Consider the following 14611-nt stretch of genomic DNA (forward strand, 5'->3'; position numbering starts at 1 on the left):
AAGAGCGGAACCAATATCAGCCATCACCCAAATAACGGATATGTACCCAGCCCCCAGCCCCCAGCAGCCCAACACATTGGCGTATCCTTACCCCTCCACCCCAAGGCCCGATCAAAAAATGCTGGTGATATCCAACAACGTGCACCTCCCCGACGCCGAGATCGAACTGACAGCCATCCGCGCCCAGGGCGCTGGCGGTCAAAACGTCAACAAGGTCTCCAGCGCCGTGCACCTGCGTTTCGACATCCCGGCCTCGTCCCTGCCTGACTTCTACAAGGAACGCCTGCTGGCCCTGCGCGACACCCGCATCACCAGCGAAGGCGTACTGATCCTCAAGGCCCAGCAATACCGCACCCAGGAACAAAACCGCGCCGACGCCCTCGAGCGCCTGGTGGAACTGATCCTCAGCGCCACCAAGGTCGAAAAGAAACGCCGCCCCACCAAACCCACCCTGGGCTCAAAGAAGCGCCGCCTCGAATCCAAGACCAAACGCGGCAGCATCAAGGCCGGCCGCGGCAAGGTTGATTTCTAAGCCGCGTCCCGCTCCTCGCGGTACTTCGGCGCCTGCCGATACAAATACAGGCTCAACAGCAACCCGCCAAACGCCGCGATCGCCGCAAACAGGAAGATCGAGGCAAACCCGAACCCCGCCGCAATCGCCCCGGCCAACGGCCCGGTGATCCCCAACGACAAATCGATAAACAGCGAATACGCCCCCACCGCCGCACCCCGGCTCGAGGCGGGCACCAGGTTGACCGCCTCCACACCCAAGGCCGGAAACACCAGGGAAAAGCCAAACCCGCTCAACGCCGCACCCGCCAACGCCAAATGAGGATCCGGCGCCAGCCACAGCAGCAGCAGCCCCAGCGTCTCCACCGACAAACAGGCAATCGCTACGCGAAACCCGCCAATGCGGTTGATCAAATTGCCGAACAACAACCGCGCCCCGATAAAGCTGGCACCGAACAGGCTCAGGCACAGCACCGCGTTATCCCAATGCTGGGTCGCGTAATACAAGGTGATGAAGGTGGCGATGGTGCCAAACCCGATCGAGCCCAGCGCCAGCCCGCAGCCGTGAGGCAACACGCGCCCCAGCACATGCATGAACGGCAGGCGCTCGCCCACCACGATCGGCGCGGCGACTTTCGGCCAGGCCAGCAGCAGGCCCAGCACCGCCAGCAGGATGATGCTGACGCCCATGCTCCACAACCCGAAATGACTGACCAGCAACACCCCCAGCGGTGCGCCGATGGCCAGGGCGCCGTAGCTGGCGATGCCGTTCCAGGAGATGACCTTGGCGGTATTCGCCGCGCCCACCCGGCCAATGCCCCAGCCGATGGAACCCGAGCCCACCAGGCTTTCAGCGCTGCCCAGCACCAGGCGGCCAATCAGCAGGCTGGTGAGGCTCAGCGCCGGCAGGTGTGACAGCCACGCCGAGAGCAACATGAACACGCCGCTCAAGCCGCAACCGGCCAGGCCGTACATGACGGCGCGCTTGCTGCCGCGGTTATCGATGATGCGTCCCGCGTAGGGCCGGCTCAGCAGAGTGGCCAGGTATTGCACGCTGATCACAAGGCCCGCGATCACGGCGCCAAAGCCCAGGTCGCTGTGCACATAGCCAGGCAACACGGCCAGGGGAATGCCGATATTCAGGTAGCCGATGAAGGTGAACAAAACGATGGAAACGACTTGCAGCGTGACCGCCATGGGGCGCTGGGTATCTGGCATGGGGAGAGGTCCACTGTCGCAGCAGGAAAAGATAGGCTGCTTATGATACCGATGCTGGGCGCGTGCGGGGGCAGCAAAGCAAACTTTTAGCGATCGGCGGGGTTGAGCAGTTGCGTGGTTACCAACGCGGCGAGGGCGTTTTCCTGGGTGCCGAAGCGCTTGAGCAGGAGGGCCTGTTTTTCCGGGGTGAGGCGGTTCCATACGTCGACCATGTGCAAGGCAGTGTCGAGCAGGGCGGTATCGGGGGTGGTGTCGGTCATGGCGGGGCTCACGGTGTTCAGGCGGTGTGGAAAGCGCGCAATGTCACGCTTTCCACACGGTCTGGGTACGGCTCTCAGTCTTCGCTCTTGCGGTCGACCGGTTTTGCCTCTTTGGGCTCGGGCTTGGTGGCACCGGCCTGTTGCGGGGTTGGCTGCTCAGTTTCGTGCAGGCTTGGGAAGGGGAGATTAGGGATTTCGTGCATCGTCGTCGCTCCTCGCAAGATCTGTTTTATCAATCGCAGGTGATTCCGCGCGTTCAAAAAGCCTGTGCAGGATACAGCACTGTAAATGACAGAAAGATTTTATCTCAGAAAATGAACGCGTCTTCATCCCGCCGCGCAAGTGACGTGGCGCCACAGGGGTGTCGATTGTCATCGTACAACATCACCCTTCACGGATTGACATCGTGCTGCGGACTGAATATAACGCTAACAGTTGTATGACGACATATGACGTTACAGTTTTATAGCGCCCGTAATACGGATGCGCTCGGTCGCAGAACGTACGCCTCAAATCTAAAAATAATTAAGGTGAAGCGATGAAAATCAAAGGCATCCGTTGGTGGATGGTCGGGCTGATGACGGTCGGCCTGATTATTAACTACCTGGCCCGCAACACGCTCTCAGTCGCAGCCCCCACGCTGATGACCGACCTGAGCATCTCCACTGAGCAGTATTCCCACATCGTTGTTGCCTGGCAGGTGTGCTACGCCTTGATGCAGCCGATCGCCGGTTATGTGATCGATGCGATCGGTACCAAGATGGGCTTTGCCATCTTCGCCATCTCCTGGTCGGTAGTCTGTGCCCTGGCGGCATTCGCCACCGGTTGGCAGAGCCTGGCAGTGGCCCGTGGCGCACTGGGGCTGACGGAGTCGGCGGGCTTCCCCGGCGGCGTCAAGGCGATTACCGAGTGGTTCCCGGCCAAGGAGCGCTCCGTCGCCATCGGCTGGTTCAACTTTGGTTCGTCGTTTGGTGCGTTGTTGGCGCCGCCACTGGTGGTCTGGGCGATTTTGCACAGCGGCTGGCAGTTGGCATTCCTGATCGTTGGCGGCATCGGCCTGGTGTGGAGCGGGCTGTGGCTGCTGCTGTACAAGCACCCGCGTGACCAGCGCCTGCTGGCCCAGGCCGAGCGTGAGTACATCGAGGCCGGCCAGGAAACCCACCTCAAGGAAGGCGTGCAGAAGAAAGCCAGCTGGAAGCGCATCCTCAAGAGCCGCAACTTTTTCGCCATCGCCTCGGCGCGGATGCTCTCGGAGCCGGCCTGGCAGACGTTCAATGCCTGGATTCCGTTGTACCTGATGACCGAGCGGCACATGAACATCAAGGAAATGGCGCTGTTCGCCTGGCTGCCGTTCCTGGCCGCCGACATTGGCTGTGTGCTGGGTGGCTACCTGAGCCCGTTGTTCCACCGCTACTTCAAGGTCTCGCTGTTCACCTCGCGCAAGCTGGTGATGCTGTTCGGTTGCCTGTGCATGATCGGCCCGGCGTGCATCGGCCTGGTGGACAGTGCCTACACCGCGATTGCCCTGCTGTGTGTCGGCGGTTTCGCCCACCAGACCTTGTCGGGTGCACTGTTTTCCATCGCCTCGGACTCATTCGGCAAGAATGACGTGGCCACCGCCACCGGTGGCGGGCAGATGTGCGGGTTTATCGGGGCTGCGGCGTTTACTGCGGTGTTCGGCGTGCTGGTGACCAAGGTCGGCTACAGCCCGCTGTTTGTGGTGCTGGCGATTTTCGACATCATTGCGGCCATCGTGATCCTGATGGTGGCCCGGGAGATCGTCAAAGATCCGGAGCCAGCCACCCAAACCGGTCACGGCGGCACATTGCTGCCGGTTTAACCCTGGAGTTCCATCGCCGCCTTGTAGAGCGAGTTCTTCGGCTGGGCAAACACCCGCGCCAGCATCGGCTCGAAGAAGCTCAGCGGCAGGGTGTCGTAGGCCGGGTCGAACGCCGCCGCGTCGTACTGCGCGCAGAACTCGATGGTTTGCCGGTACTGCGGGTGGTCGCCAAATTGCTCGCGCAGGTGGCGGTCCATCCCCAGGTGGTGGAAGAAGTAGTAGCCCTGGAAGATCCCGTGCTTCTCCACCATCCACAGATTCTCGGCGCTCACAAACGGCTTGAGGATCGCGGCGGCGATGTCCGGGTGGTTGTAGGAACCGAGGGTGTCGCCGATGTCGTGGAGCAGGGCGCACACCACGTACTCTTCATCCCGGCCATCGTGCCAGGCGCGGCTGGCGGTTTGCAGCGAGTGGGTCAGGCGGTCCACCGGGAAGCCGCCGAAGTCGCCCTCCAGCAGCCGTAGATGCGCCAGGATCCGGCTTGGCAATTGCCGGGCGTAAGCACTGAAATCCTTGGCGATGATCGCCCAGTCTTCCTGGGTACCATCCTGCATATGGGTGAAGCGGGCCTGCTGGTTCATCAAAGCCTCTCTTATTGTTCTTCAAGCGTGGGGCTAGAACGGCACCTTGCCCAGAATCATGTCGCGGTACATCACGAAATCCCCCAACAGGCTGTACAGCGGGTGCTGGAAGGTCGCCGGGCGATTCTTTTCAAAGAAGAAATGGCCGATCCAGGCAAAGCTGTAGCCGGCCACCGGCAGCGCCAGCAGCAGCCACCACGCACCTTTGCCGATCGCCAACGCGAGTATGAAGATAACGAGGCTGGTGCCGATAAAGTGCAGGCGACGGCACGTACTGTTGCCGTGTTCGCTCAGGTAATACGGGTAGAAATCGGCGAAGCTGTTGAATTGCCTGGCATTTTCCACAGTGGTCGGCCCTCTGGTTATTGTTCTGCCCGACAGATGTTCGGCGGGGAGCTTATTTGAGTCTAGAGTCATCAGTGGTAACAGCCAGTGACAATAGATGCCACTTTAGTATCCTTCGGATTCCTGGCTGTCGTTTCAGCCTTCCTTGTTAAGAAAACGCCATGAGCGAACGAACGACTTCTGCAAGCTGGGCGATGGGGATAGTCAAGGCGCTGGAAATGGACGGCCTGGATTGCCGTGCCTTGTTCAAGCAGCTTGGCCTGGATTACGCCGCGCTGAATGACCCGGATGCACGCTTCCCCCAGGACTCCATGACCCGGCTCTGGCAGCGCGCGGTCGAGCTGTCGGGCAACCCGGCGATTGGCTTGAACATGGGCAAGGTGGTGCGCCCGGCATCGTTTCATGTGGCCGGCTACGCCTTGATGTCCAGCAATACCCTGGCCGAAGGTTTTATGCGGCTGGTGCGTTACCAGCGAATCATTGCTGAAAGTGCCGACCTGAGTTTCCGCCTGTTGCCCGAAGGTTATGCGCTGATTCTGACGGTGCACGGCGACCACCTGCCGCCTACCCGGCAAAGTGCCGAAGCGTCCCTGGCCAGTGCCCTGGCGTTATGCGGCTGGCTGACCGGGCGCACGTTGCAACCGCGCAAGGTGCTGGTGCAGGGCGATCAGCCAGCGGACCTGGCGCCCTACAAACAAGCCTTCCATGCACCGCTGGTGTTCAACGCGCCCTATGACGCGCTGATCTTCGAGCGGGCCGATATGGAAGCGCCGTTGCCCACGGCGAACGAGGCGATGGCGTTGTTGCACGATCGTTTTGCCGGGGAGTACCTGGCGCGGTTTTCCGAGAGCCGGGTGACCCACAAGGCGCGGCAGGTGCTATGCCGATTGCTGCCCCAGGGCGAGCCCAAGCGTGAAGTGGTTGCGCAGACGTTGCACCTGTCCCAGCGCACCTTGCAGCGCCGCTTGCAGGAGGAGGGCACGAGTTTCCAGACCTTGCTCGACGACACCCGCCGCGAACTGGCCGAGCAATACCTGGCGCAGCCGAGCATGACCCTGCTGGAAATTGCCTACCTGTTGGGGTTTGCCGACCCGAGCAACTTCTTTCGTGCGTTCCGCCGCTGGTTCGATGCCACGCCCGGCGAGTACCGGGCGCGGTTGCATGAGCTGCCTGTCAGTGACGCCAAAACGCCGGAATGCACAGCACAAACACCGTAATGATCTCCAGCCGGCCCAGCAGCATGCCGAATGACAGGATCCACTTGGCCGCGTCCGGCAGGGTGGAGAAGTTACCGGCCGGGCCGATGGTTTCACCCAGGCCCGGGCCTACACCGGACACGGTGCTGGCGGCGCCGGTCAGTGCGGTCATCCAGTCCAGGCCCAGCAGTGACAGGGCCAGGGCAATGGCGCAGATGGTGATGGCGAAGAAAAACGAGAAGGTCAGGATCGACCGCACGATTTCTTCATCGAGGCGATGGCCGTTGTACTTCTGCTTGATCACCGCCCGTGGGTGAATCAACTGGTTCAAGTTGGCCTTGAGCAGGATGTAGGCGACCTGGAAACGGAAGATTTTGATCCCGCCAGCCGTGGAGCCGGAGCAACCGCCCACAAAGCCCAGGTAGAAGAACAGCATCAGCGAGAAATTGCCCCAGATGCTGTAGTCCCCGAGTGCGAAACCGGTGGTGGTCACCACAGAGGTGACGTTCACCGCCACGTGGCGCAGCGCGTCCAGCCAAGGCAGGTCGGTGGTCCACCAATACCAGGTGCCGAGCACCAGCCAGGTCACCACCAGCAACCCGAGCAAGCCTTGCACCTGCTGATCCTTGATCAGTGCCCGGCGGTTGCCACGCATCGTGGCCACATACAGGGTGAACGGCAGGCTGCCCATGATCATCACCACCACGGCCACCCAGTGCACCGCCGGCTGTTTCCAGTGGGCCAGGGATTCGTCGGAAGTGGAAAACCCGCCGGTGGAAATTGCCGACATCGCATGGTTGACCGCATCGAACAGCCCCATCCCGGCCCACCAGAACGCCAGGCTGCCGAGGATGGTGATGCCCACGTACGCCGCCACGATCAGGCGCGCCACCATGTGCGAGCGGGGCATGACCTTTTCCGAGCGGTCGGAGGATTCGGTCTGGAACAGGCGCATGCCACCGATGCGCAGCAGCGGCAGGATCGCCACCGCCATGCCGATAAAGCCGATACCGCCGAGCCAGTGCAGCAGCGAGCGCCAGATGAGGATGCCCGGGGACATGGTGTCCAGGCCGCTGAGCACCGTGGAACCGGTAGCGGTGATACCGGACATGCTTTCGAAGAACGAGTCGGTGTAGCTGATGTGCTGGGTCAACAGGAACGGCAGTGCGGCGAAGATGCACACCACCAGCCAGCTGGAGACGGTCAGCAGGTACATGTCCCGCGGGCGCAGGTGCACGTGTTCCGGACGGCCGGGGATGACCAGTGCCAGGCCCGCGATAAAGGTAATCAGGCTGGCCCAGAGGAACGACGGCAGGTCGCTGGTGCGTTCAAAAAACACCAGGGTCGCCATGGGGATGACCATGGCGATCGCCAGGGTGATCAGGAAGATGCCGATAATGAAACCGATTATCCGTAAGGTCGGCAACGCCATGAGGTCCGCTCGGGGTGACAGGAAAGGCGCCATTCTACCTGCGGTGCAGGGCAAGTAAACCGGGGGGCGTTGGAGACGTGGCAGATCAAGTGTGGGAGCGGGCTTGCTCGCGAAAGCGGTGTATCAGTCAACGGATGCATTGGCTGACCCACCGCTTTCGCGAGCAAGCCCGCTCCCACAGGAGATTTGTGCAGGTTGATGGAGCTTGGAGGGCAGGCACAAAAAAGGCGACCCGAAGGTCGCCTCATTCAACGCGGCACTGATCAGAACTCGTGATCAGCGTTATCCGGGTTCAAGTCACTGATGCCCAGCTTGCCAGCAGCCTGTTCGATCGAACCGGTCTGCTTCACCAATGCGGCGATGGCGTCACGTACGATCTGGTTGCCTTTGTCGTTACCGGCAGCAATCAACTGGTCGTAGTGTTCGCCGTTGTTGGCGTGGTCCACCATCACCTGGATCTTCGCTTCGGTGGAGGCCAGGTCAGCCTTCAACGCTTCATCGGCCGCCGGGTCGGCCTTGGCCACCAGGGAGGACAGGCTGGCGCCGGTCATCTTGGTACCGTCGGTGCGGGTGTACTCACCCAGGTAAACGTTACGAATACCCTTGGCGTCGTAGAAGTGCGAGTTGTGGGTGTTGTCGCTGAAGCAGTCCTGTTCGTCTTCCGGCGAGTTGGCTTCCAGGGAAACCTTCATGCGCTCACCGGCCAGCTCGCCCAGGGACAGGCTACCCATGCCGAACAGCATCTTGCGCAGGCCATCGGTCGCAGGTTCTGCTTCCAGCGTGGCGCGGTAGTTGTCTTCGACGTTGGGCTTCCAGTTGCCGACCATTTCTTCCAGGTCGCTGACCAACAGTTGAGTCACGGCGCGCAGGTAGGTGCGGCGGCGCTCGTTGTGGCCGCCAGTGGCGCCATCACCGGTCATGTAGTCCGACGCTGGACGGTTGCCGGCGCCCGGGCCGGTGCCGTTCAGGTCCTGGCCCCAGAGCAGGAATTCAATTGCGTGGTAGCCGGTGGCTACGTTGGCTTCGGAACCGCCCAGCTCATTCAGGCTGGCGAGTTTTTCCGGGGTGATGTCTTTGACATCGACCTTGTCTTCGCCGACCTGGATCTCGTTGTTGGCGATGATGTTGGCGGTGGCGCCAGGGTTGCCCAGGGCGTGTTCGTAGGTCTTGTCGACGTAGTCGATCAGGCCTTCGTCCAGGGGCCAGGCGTTCACCTGGCCTTCCCAGTCGTCAATGATGGTGTTGCCGAAGCGGAACACTTCACTCTGCAGGTACGGCACGCGCGAGGCGATCCAGGCGGTACGGGCCGCTTTCAGGGTGTCGTCGTTCGGGTTGGCAAGGAAAGTGTCGATCGCGGTTTGCAGGGTTTTCGCGGTGGACTCGGCATCGCTGTACACCGCGAACACCATGTCAGCGTAATGCGCGACCACAGCCTTGGCGGCGGCCTCGTCTACCTGGCCTGCCGGGGCAGCCGCCGGGGCGGTGGTGCTGGCGGCGGCCGGGGCTTGAGGCGCGGCGGCCTTGTCTTTGCCTTCACCGCAACCGGCGAGCGAAATGGCAATGGCGAGAAGGCTGGCGGTGGCCAGGGGCATACGAATCATGGCGAACATCCTGCTTCGGTTGTTGATGGGGCACGCGGGGGGCGCGCAAAACTGCGACATAATGCGAAAGATTTGCATTTTGTGTAAAGCGTTATAAGCAGGAAATATTTAGTATCGATTTGCCGGCCATCGGTGCGCGTGGCCCCGATGGCCGGCATCGCTTCAGAGGATGGCGGCGTTATTGCGCTGGGCCTGCTTCAAGTAGGCCACCAACTCCCGTGCCGGCAAGGGTTTGCTGTAGTGGTAGCCCTGACCCTCGTGGCAACCCTCGGAGATGATGTAGGCCTCCTGTTCGGCGGTCTCCACACCCTCGGCGATCACCTGCATGCCAAGGCTTTTGCCGAGCTGGATGATCGCCCGCACGATGGTCGCATCGTCGTCGTCATCCAGCAGGTCCTGGACGAAGCTCTTGTCGATCTTGATCTTGTCCAGCGGCAGGCTTTTCAGATAGCTCAGGGACGAATAGCCGGTGCCGAAGTCATCAATCGCAATCAGTGCCCCGGACCGGCGCAGGCTCAGCAGGTGCTGGGCGGCGGTGCTGATGTCTTCCATCAGGCCGGTCTCGGTGACTTCCAGCTCCAGGCTACGCGGCGGCAAGCGGTAGATTTGCAGCAGGTTGTTGACCACCCGTGGCAGCTCGGCGTGGTGCAACTGTACGGTCGACAGGTTGACCGCCATGCGCAGCTCGGTGAAGCCCAGGTCATGCCATTCCCGCAGTTGCCGGCAGGCCTGGTCCAGTACCCATTCGCCGATGGCAATGATGGTGCCGTTCTGTTCGGCCAGGGGGATAAACAGGTCGGGCGGCACCAGGCCGTGCTCCGGGTGCTGCCAGCGGATCAACGCTTCGACACCCACCACACGGTGGTCGAGATAGCTGATCTGCGGCTGGTACACCAGGTGAAACTGCTCGCGGCTCAAGGCGTCGCGCAGATCCTTTTCCAGCTCGCGGCGGCGGCGCATTTCGCTGTCGACGCTGGCGATATAGAACTGGTAGCGGTTGCGCGAGCGGCTCTTGGCCAGGGTCATGGTCTGTTCGGCTTTTTGCAGCAGCTTCTCGGTGCTGTCGCCGTCTTCCGGGAACAGGGTGATGCCGATGGTGGCACGCAGGCGGATCTGTTCGTGATCGAGGGCGAATTCGGCTTCCAGGTCGTCGAGGATGCTTTGTGCCAATTCGGCGGCTTCGTAGGGCTGCTCGATATCGGCCTGCACCAGGGCGAACTGGTCGCCGCCGAGGCGGGCGAGGGCGCCGAGGCGGCCGCTGTGGGCGCGCAGGCGGTCGGCCAGGGCCAGCAGCAACTGGTCGCCGGCCTGGTAGGTGAACTGCTCGTTGACGCTTTTGAAGTCATCCAGCCCCACGCACAACACCGCGACCCGGCGTTGCCGGCGGCCGGCGTCGATCAGGATCTTGTCCAGTTGCTCCTGCAGTTTCTGGCGGTTCGGCAGGCCGGTCAGGAAGTCGTACTGGGCCATGCGCAGCAGGCTGTTTTCCGCCTCATGGCGCAAGTGCGTATTGCGCTCGATGGATTCGAGCAACTGGTTGGCGGTGTTGATCCAGAGCCCCAGCTCGTTTTTCTCGTGGCCCTTGAGCTGCGGGATCTTGTGCTCGCTGGGGCGGTCGGGGTTGATCGAACTCAGGTGCTCGATGATGCGCGAGAGCGGCTTGGTCAGCAGCCAGTGATAGACCAGGTACAACACCAGCCCCATGGCCAGCGCCCGCAGCACCCCGGAGATGAAAATGATCACCGAACTGACAAGAAACCCTTTGCCATAGGTGGCGGTGTCGAGGGTGATGCTCAGGTCACCGTAGTACTCGCTGTAAGGCCCGCGCCCCACCAGCGGCGTGGTGAACGTGCGTTCCTGGCCCAGAATCAGGTCGGTCAGCCAGCGGCTCGGGGATTGTTGCAGGTCGCGGGTTTTTTCCGCGAGCATGGTTTCGTTGGGGTGGCCGATGGAGGCCATGCGCACGGCATCATCCTGGAACAGGCCTTCGATGACCTGCATGCCCATCTCCCGGTCCAGACTGTAGACGGCCTGGGTGGACGGGTCGCGAAACATGTCGAGGATCCGCTGGGCATCACCGGCCACGGCCTGGCGCGTCTTGTACGCATCAAAGACGATCTGCGCCGCGCTCAGTACCACGCCCACGGCCAATGCCGAAAGCAGTACCACCCGTAGCAACTTCACCGACAAGCTGTTTTTGAGTTCCAGCTTCAAAGGGTTATTCCTTGTTCCATGCGGGTAGCCTCAATATGCCATGAGTATTGGCAATCCCGTGAGGGCAGTCAAAGGGACATTGCGGCCAGGGCAGGTTTTGCAGTTTAGATGAGCGCGTCCGGGGGTAAGACGTTGGGAGGGGGAATGGAAAGGCAGGCCTGGCATGGAGTGAAGTCGGCGGATCGTACGTGCCGACTTCTTGTACCGTCTTTTCAGGACGAGCGCGGGTTTTTCAGTCCAGCGAAACAAACCGTCGAGCGTCAGCGCCCATCAGGTAAACGAAATTTTCGGCGGTTGTGGCTGGTCTTGCGCCTGAGGGTCGATTTGCCCCAAGGCCTGTCGAGCTATGTCCACGGTCTTATCAAGGATGCCCAAGCTTTTGTCCAGGACGTCCAGGCCCTTATCTGTCACGTTATCGAACACGTTAAGTGCTTGAGGGGCCATGCCGATCAAAGATGCTAGATCCATATCAAGTTCTCCTGCAGTCAATCAGAGGGACATTCCTCTTACATGCTGCGTGGCGAAATCCTTTTGATGAGTTCCAGCGTTTTCCTGGCATTTTTCCATTTGTAATCGCCCACAAAAAAGCCCGGCAATCGCCGGGCTCTTTCTACTGCAAGCGGTACTTAAGCGGTGAAGGTCTTGCCTTCGAACTGCTCAGCCACGAACTTCCAGTTGACCAGGTTCCAGAACGCTTCCACATACTTTGGACGCACGTTGCGGTAGTCGATGTAGTAAGCGTGTTCCCAGACGTCGCAGGTCAGCAGCGGGGTGTCGCCGCTGGTCAGCGGGTTGCCGGCGCCGATGGTGCTGGCCAGTGCCAGGGAACCGTCAGCCTTTTTCACCAGCCAGCCCCAACCGGAACCGAAGGTGCCGACGGAAGTCTTGGTGAACTCTTCCTTGAACTTGTCGAACGAACCGAAGGCAGCGTTGATCGCCTCAGCCAGTGCGCCGGTAGGTTGGCCGCCAGCGTTTGGCGCCAGGCAGTTCCAGTAGAAAGTGTGGTTCCAGACCTGAGCGGCGTTGTTGAAGATGCCGCCCGAAGAAGACTTGACGATTTCTTCCAGGGTCTTGCCTTCGAACTCGGTGCCAGGCACCAGGTTGTTCAGGTTCACGACATAGGTGTTGTGGTGCTTGTCGTGGTGGTATTCCAAGGTTTCCTTGGAAATGTGCGGCTGCAGGGCATCGTGTGCGTAGGGCAGCGGCGGCAATTCGAAAGCCATGATGATTCTCCTAATCAGGTCAGTTGCGGTGAGCGCAAGGCCGATCACGGGCGGCCAAACAAGCGCCGGGGAGTTTGTACTCTTTGCGGCGCAGGGGCTGGATCATAGCACCGGGGGTGCGGCAAAACCACGCAACAACTGTGTGGGATAGAGGTTCCAGAGCGTTTTGGAATATCTACGCTGCGCTGATTAATTGATAGGCCACGCTGAACATCATGGCGGCTACCAGCAGGTCCAGAATCCGCCAGGTGGCGGGACGCGCCAGCCACGGTGCCAGCCATGCGGCGCCCAGGGCCAGGGTCATGAACCACAGGAACGAAGCGCTGGCGGCGCCGGCCACGTAGGCGCCCGGTTCGGTTTGCTGGGCGCCGAGGGAGCCGATCAACAAGACGGTGTCCAGGTACACGTGGGGGTTGAGCAACGTCACTGCCAGGGCGCTGAGCATCACCGCCTTCAACGAGCGTACCTTGAGGTTCTCGCCCTCGCCCAGGCTCTGCTTCGAGCAGGCCCGGCGCAGGGCGAGGGTACCGTACCAGAGCAGGAACGCCGCACCACCCCAGCGGGCAATCGCCAGCAATACCGGGTTATGCGCCAGCACGGTGGCCAGGCCGAATACGCCGGCGGCCACCAGGATCGCGTCGCACACCACGCACAGTGCCGCCACCGGCAGGTGATGTTCGCGCCGCAGGCTCTGCGCCAGCACAAACGCGTTCTGGGTGCCGATCGCCATGATCAAACCAAAGGCCACCAACAGGCCGTTCATATAGCTTTGCCACATAGGATTTACTCCGCGCCCGCCGCCAATTGCCGCAACACCGTCATGGCGCGCTCGGCATCGGCGCGGCCGACAAACAGGTGATCGTGGTAGTAGCCGGCAATCACGTTGCAACTGATCCCGGCCTGGCCCAGGGCCGTGGCGAACGCGGCGGTCAGGCCGACCGCTTCCAGGGCCGAATGGACGTTGAGGGTGATCCACGCAGCCACATAGTCGAAGGCCAGTCCGGCGCGCTCGGCCTGCTGGCGCTCGACGATCAACGTCAGGCCTTCCTGCTCGCGGAAGCTGCCGATCACCTCGCAACCTTCGGGGATTCGGCTGTCGGCCAGGGTGCAGAACACGTAGTCGCCGTCATTGAGCTGTGGGCTCATGCTGCGCAGCAGGGTTGCCAGGGCGGTTTCGCCAGCCATGTGGAGGTCCTTGAATAAGAAGAAGCGATGCTGGCTATTCTCCCGTCCAAGGTTGTATAAGAAAAACCAATATTGCTGATCGCTCATTAGGAAAACTGATGTTCGACTATAAATTGCTTTCCGCCCTGGCGGCGGTGGTGGAACAGGCCGGCTTCGAGCGGGGCGCGCAGGTACTGGGAATTTCCCAATCGGCGATTTCCCAGCGCATCAAGCTGTTGGAGGCGCGAATCGGCCAGCCGGTGCTGGTACGTGCCACGCCGCCGACGCCCACCGAGATCGGCCGCCGCCTGCTCAACCACGTGCAACAGGTACGATTGCTGGAGCGCGACCTGCAAAGCCAGGTGCCCGCGCTGGATGAAGAGGGCATGCCCGAGCGCCTGCGCATCGCCTTGAATGCCGACAGCCTGGCCACGTGGTGGGCCGAGGCGGTGAGCGACTTCTGCGCCGAGCAGCATTTGCTGTTGGACCTGGTGGTAGAAGACCAGACCGTCGGCCTCAAGCGCATGCGCGCCGGCGAAGTGGCAGCCTGTATTTGCGCCAGCGAACGCCCGGTGGCCGGTGCCCGCAGCCTGTTGCTCGGCGCGATGCGGTATCGGGCGCTGGCCAGCCCGGCGTTTGTCGCCCGGCACTTTCCCGAGGGCGTGCGGGCCGATCAACTGGCCCGCACGCCGGCGCTGGTGTTCGGCCCGGATGATTTCCTGCAGCATCGCTACCTGGCGTCCCTGGGCGTCGACGGTGGTTTCGAACACCATCTATGCCCCTCGTCCGAAGGTTTTATTCGCCTGACGGAAGCCGGATTGGGCTGGGGCCTGGTGCCCGAATTGCAGGTGCGCGACCAGCTGGAAAAGGGCGTGTTGGTGGAGTTATTGCCAGATAAGCCGATCGATGTGCCGCTGTACTGGCATCATTGGCGCAGTGGTGGACAATTGCTGGGCCTGCTGACGGATCATCTGGCACACACAACGGGGCAATGGTTGGTGCCGTTGGCGTGATGGCCAGCGTCAAG

Annotated in this window: 16 protein-coding genes; 4 read left to right on the forward strand and 12 right to left on the reverse strand. The window is 61.6% G+C overall.

Annotated features, from left to right (window positions below; all coding sequences use genetic code 11):
* The first annotated feature begins 118 nt into the window (after positions 1–118).
* Positions 119–532: an alternative ribosome rescue aminoacyl-tRNA hydrolase ArfB gene (arfB, locus tag HX807_RS06330; protein WP_003212972.1), complete on the forward strand. Its 414-nt coding sequence runs from the start codon at positions 119–121 to the stop codon at positions 530–532.
* Here arfB and HX807_RS06335 read toward each other — a convergent pair.
* The 3 genes from HX807_RS06335 to HX807_RS31600 all read right to left on the reverse strand — a co-directional run bounded on the left by HX807_RS06335 (position 529) and on the right by HX807_RS31600 (position 2191).
* Complete coding sequence (locus HX807_RS06335) at positions 529–1728, reverse strand: MFS transporter (protein WP_177008479.1); 1200 nt, start codon at positions 1726–1728, stop codon at positions 529–531. The genes arfB and HX807_RS06335 overlap by 4 nt on opposite strands.
* A gap of 86 nt (positions 1729–1814) precedes the next feature.
* Positions 1815–1988, reverse strand: a complete 174-nt coding sequence (locus HX807_RS06340; RefSeq protein ID WP_008430977.1) for a hypothetical protein — start codon at positions 1986–1988, stop codon at positions 1815–1817.
* Between the two features lie 74 nt (positions 1989–2062).
* Positions 2063–2191: a hypothetical protein gene (locus HX807_RS31600; protein ID WP_003212978.1), complete on the reverse strand. Its 129-nt coding sequence runs from the start codon at positions 2189–2191 to the stop codon at positions 2063–2065.
* A gap of 362 nt (positions 2192–2553) precedes the next feature.
* On the opposite strand from HX807_RS31600, the gene HX807_RS06345 reads away from it, so the two are divergent.
* Complete coding sequence (locus HX807_RS06345) at positions 2554–3828, forward strand: MFS transporter (protein WP_052024259.1); 1275 nt, start codon at positions 2554–2556, stop codon at positions 3826–3828.
* Here HX807_RS06345 and HX807_RS06350 read toward each other — a convergent pair.
* Both HX807_RS06350 and HX807_RS06355 read right to left on the reverse strand, forming a co-directional pair.
* Positions 3825–4409 (reverse strand): HD domain-containing protein, encoded by a 585-nt coding sequence (locus HX807_RS06350; protein WP_177049526.1) that lies wholly within the window; start codon positions 4407–4409, stop codon positions 3825–3827. The two genes, HX807_RS06345 and HX807_RS06350, sit on opposite strands and share 4 nt — an antisense overlap.
* A 33-nt stretch (positions 4410–4442) precedes the next feature.
* Positions 4443–4754 (reverse strand): DUF962 domain-containing protein, encoded by a 312-nt coding sequence (locus HX807_RS06355; RefSeq protein ID WP_003212984.1) that lies wholly within the window; start codon positions 4752–4754, stop codon positions 4443–4445.
* Positions 4755–4915: 161 nt separating this feature from the next.
* On the opposite strand from HX807_RS06355, the gene HX807_RS06360 reads away from it, so the two are divergent.
* Complete coding sequence (locus HX807_RS06360) at positions 4916–5971, forward strand: AraC family transcriptional regulator (RefSeq protein WP_003212986.1); 1056 nt, start codon at positions 4916–4918, stop codon at positions 5969–5971.
* Here HX807_RS06360 and HX807_RS06365 read toward each other — a convergent pair.
* The 7 genes from HX807_RS06365 to HX807_RS06395 form a co-directional block, all read right to left on the reverse strand.
* The gene (locus HX807_RS06365; protein ID WP_177049527.1) at positions 5928–7382 is read right to left on the reverse strand and encodes a TrkH family potassium uptake protein; all 1455 of its coding nucleotides are present in this window, start codon (positions 7380–7382) and stop codon (positions 5928–5930) included. The two genes, HX807_RS06360 and HX807_RS06365, sit on opposite strands and share 44 nt — an antisense overlap.
* Positions 7383–7645: 263 nt before the next feature.
* The gene (locus HX807_RS06370; RefSeq protein ID WP_003212990.1) at positions 7646–8983 is read right to left on the reverse strand and encodes an imelysin family protein; all 1338 of its coding nucleotides are present in this window, start codon (positions 8981–8983) and stop codon (positions 7646–7648) included.
* A 162-nt stretch (positions 8984–9145) separates the two neighbouring features.
* Entirely contained in the window at positions 9146–11197 is a 2052-nt protein-coding gene (locus HX807_RS06375) for a bifunctional diguanylate cyclase/phosphodiesterase (protein ID WP_003212994.1), read from the reverse strand.
* A gap of 270 nt (positions 11198–11467) precedes the next feature.
* Positions 11468–11665 carry a hypothetical protein gene (locus tag HX807_RS06380; protein ID WP_003212995.1) on the reverse strand — a complete coding sequence of 66 codons (198 nt, stop codon included), beginning with the start codon at positions 11663–11665 and terminating at the stop codon, positions 11468–11470.
* Positions 11666–11823: 158 nt separating this feature from the next.
* Positions 11824–12420, reverse strand: a complete 597-nt coding sequence (locus tag HX807_RS06385; protein WP_003212997.1) for a superoxide dismutase — start codon at positions 12418–12420, stop codon at positions 11824–11826.
* Between the two features lie 175 nt (positions 12421–12595).
* On the reverse strand, positions 12596–13198 hold the full coding sequence (locus HX807_RS06390) for a LysE/ArgO family amino acid transporter (protein WP_003212999.1): 603 nt from the start codon (positions 13196–13198) through the stop codon (positions 12596–12598).
* Between the two features lie 5 nt (positions 13199–13203).
* A complete protein-coding gene (locus HX807_RS06395) occupies positions 13204–13605 on the reverse strand; it encodes an ACT domain-containing protein (RefSeq protein WP_003213000.1) in 402 nt (133 codons plus the stop codon).
* 98 nt (positions 13606–13703) lie between these two features.
* Here HX807_RS06395 and HX807_RS06400 point away from each other — a divergent pair, with 98 nt between their 5' ends.
* The gene (locus HX807_RS06400) at positions 13704–14597 is read left to right on the forward strand and encodes a LysR family transcriptional regulator ArgP (protein WP_003213001.1); all 894 of its coding nucleotides are present in this window, start codon (positions 13704–13706) and stop codon (positions 14595–14597) included.
* Positions 14598–14611: the final 14 nt, after the last annotated feature.

Source organism: Pseudomonas sp. D8002 (assembly GCF_013385695.1).
Classification (GTDB): Bacteria; Pseudomonadota; Gammaproteobacteria; order Pseudomonadales; family Pseudomonadaceae; genus Aquipseudomonas.

Excerpts from the sequence above, each read along its gene's own strand:
- HX807_RS06400 (WP_003213001.1), top strand. The coding sequence starts at position 13,704 with ATGTTCGACTATAAATTGCTTTCCGCCCTGGCGGCGGTGGTGGAACAG.
- HX807_RS06345 (WP_052024259.1), top strand. The coding sequence starts at position 2,554 with ATGGTCGGGCTGATGACGGTCGGCCTGATTATTAACTACCTGGCCCGC.
- HX807_RS06365 (WP_177049527.1), bottom strand. The coding sequence starts at position 7,382 with ATGGCGTTGCCGACCTTACGGATAATCGGTTTCATTATCGGCATCTTC.
- HX807_RS31600 (WP_003212978.1), bottom strand. The coding sequence starts at position 2,191 with ATGCACGAAATCCCTAATCTCCCCTTCCCAAGCCTGCACGAAACTGAG.
- HX807_RS06395 (WP_003213000.1), bottom strand. The coding sequence starts at position 13,605 with ATGGCTGGCGAAACCGCCCTGGCAACCCTGCTGCGCAGCATGAGCCCA.
- HX807_RS06340 (WP_008430977.1), bottom strand. The coding sequence starts at position 1,988 with ATGACCGACACCACCCCCGATACCGCCCTGCTCGACACTGCCTTGCAC.
- HX807_RS06390 (WP_003212999.1), bottom strand. The coding sequence starts at position 13,198 with ATGTGGCAAAGCTATATGAACGGCCTGTTGGTGGCCTTTGGTTTGATC.
- HX807_RS06350 (WP_177049526.1), bottom strand. The coding sequence starts at position 4,409 with ATGAACCAGCAGGCCCGCTTCACCCATATGCAGGATGGTACCCAGGAA.
- HX807_RS06335 (WP_177008479.1), bottom strand. The coding sequence starts at position 1,728 with ATGCCAGATACCCAGCGCCCCATGGCGGTCACGCTGCAAGTCGTTTCC.
- arfB (WP_003212972.1), top strand. The coding sequence starts at position 119 with ATGCTGGTGATATCCAACAACGTGCACCTCCCCGACGCCGAGATCGAA.
- HX807_RS06360 (WP_003212986.1), top strand. The coding sequence starts at position 4,916 with ATGAGCGAACGAACGACTTCTGCAAGCTGGGCGATGGGGATAGTCAAG.
- HX807_RS06370 (WP_003212990.1), bottom strand. The coding sequence starts at position 8,983 with ATGATTCGTATGCCCCTGGCCACCGCCAGCCTTCTCGCCATTGCCATT.
- HX807_RS06380 (WP_003212995.1), bottom strand. The coding sequence starts at position 11,665 with ATGGATCTAGCATCTTTGATCGGCATGGCCCCTCAAGCACTTAACGTG.
- HX807_RS06385 (WP_003212997.1), bottom strand. The coding sequence starts at position 12,420 with ATGGCTTTCGAATTGCCGCCGCTGCCCTACGCACACGATGCCCTGCAG.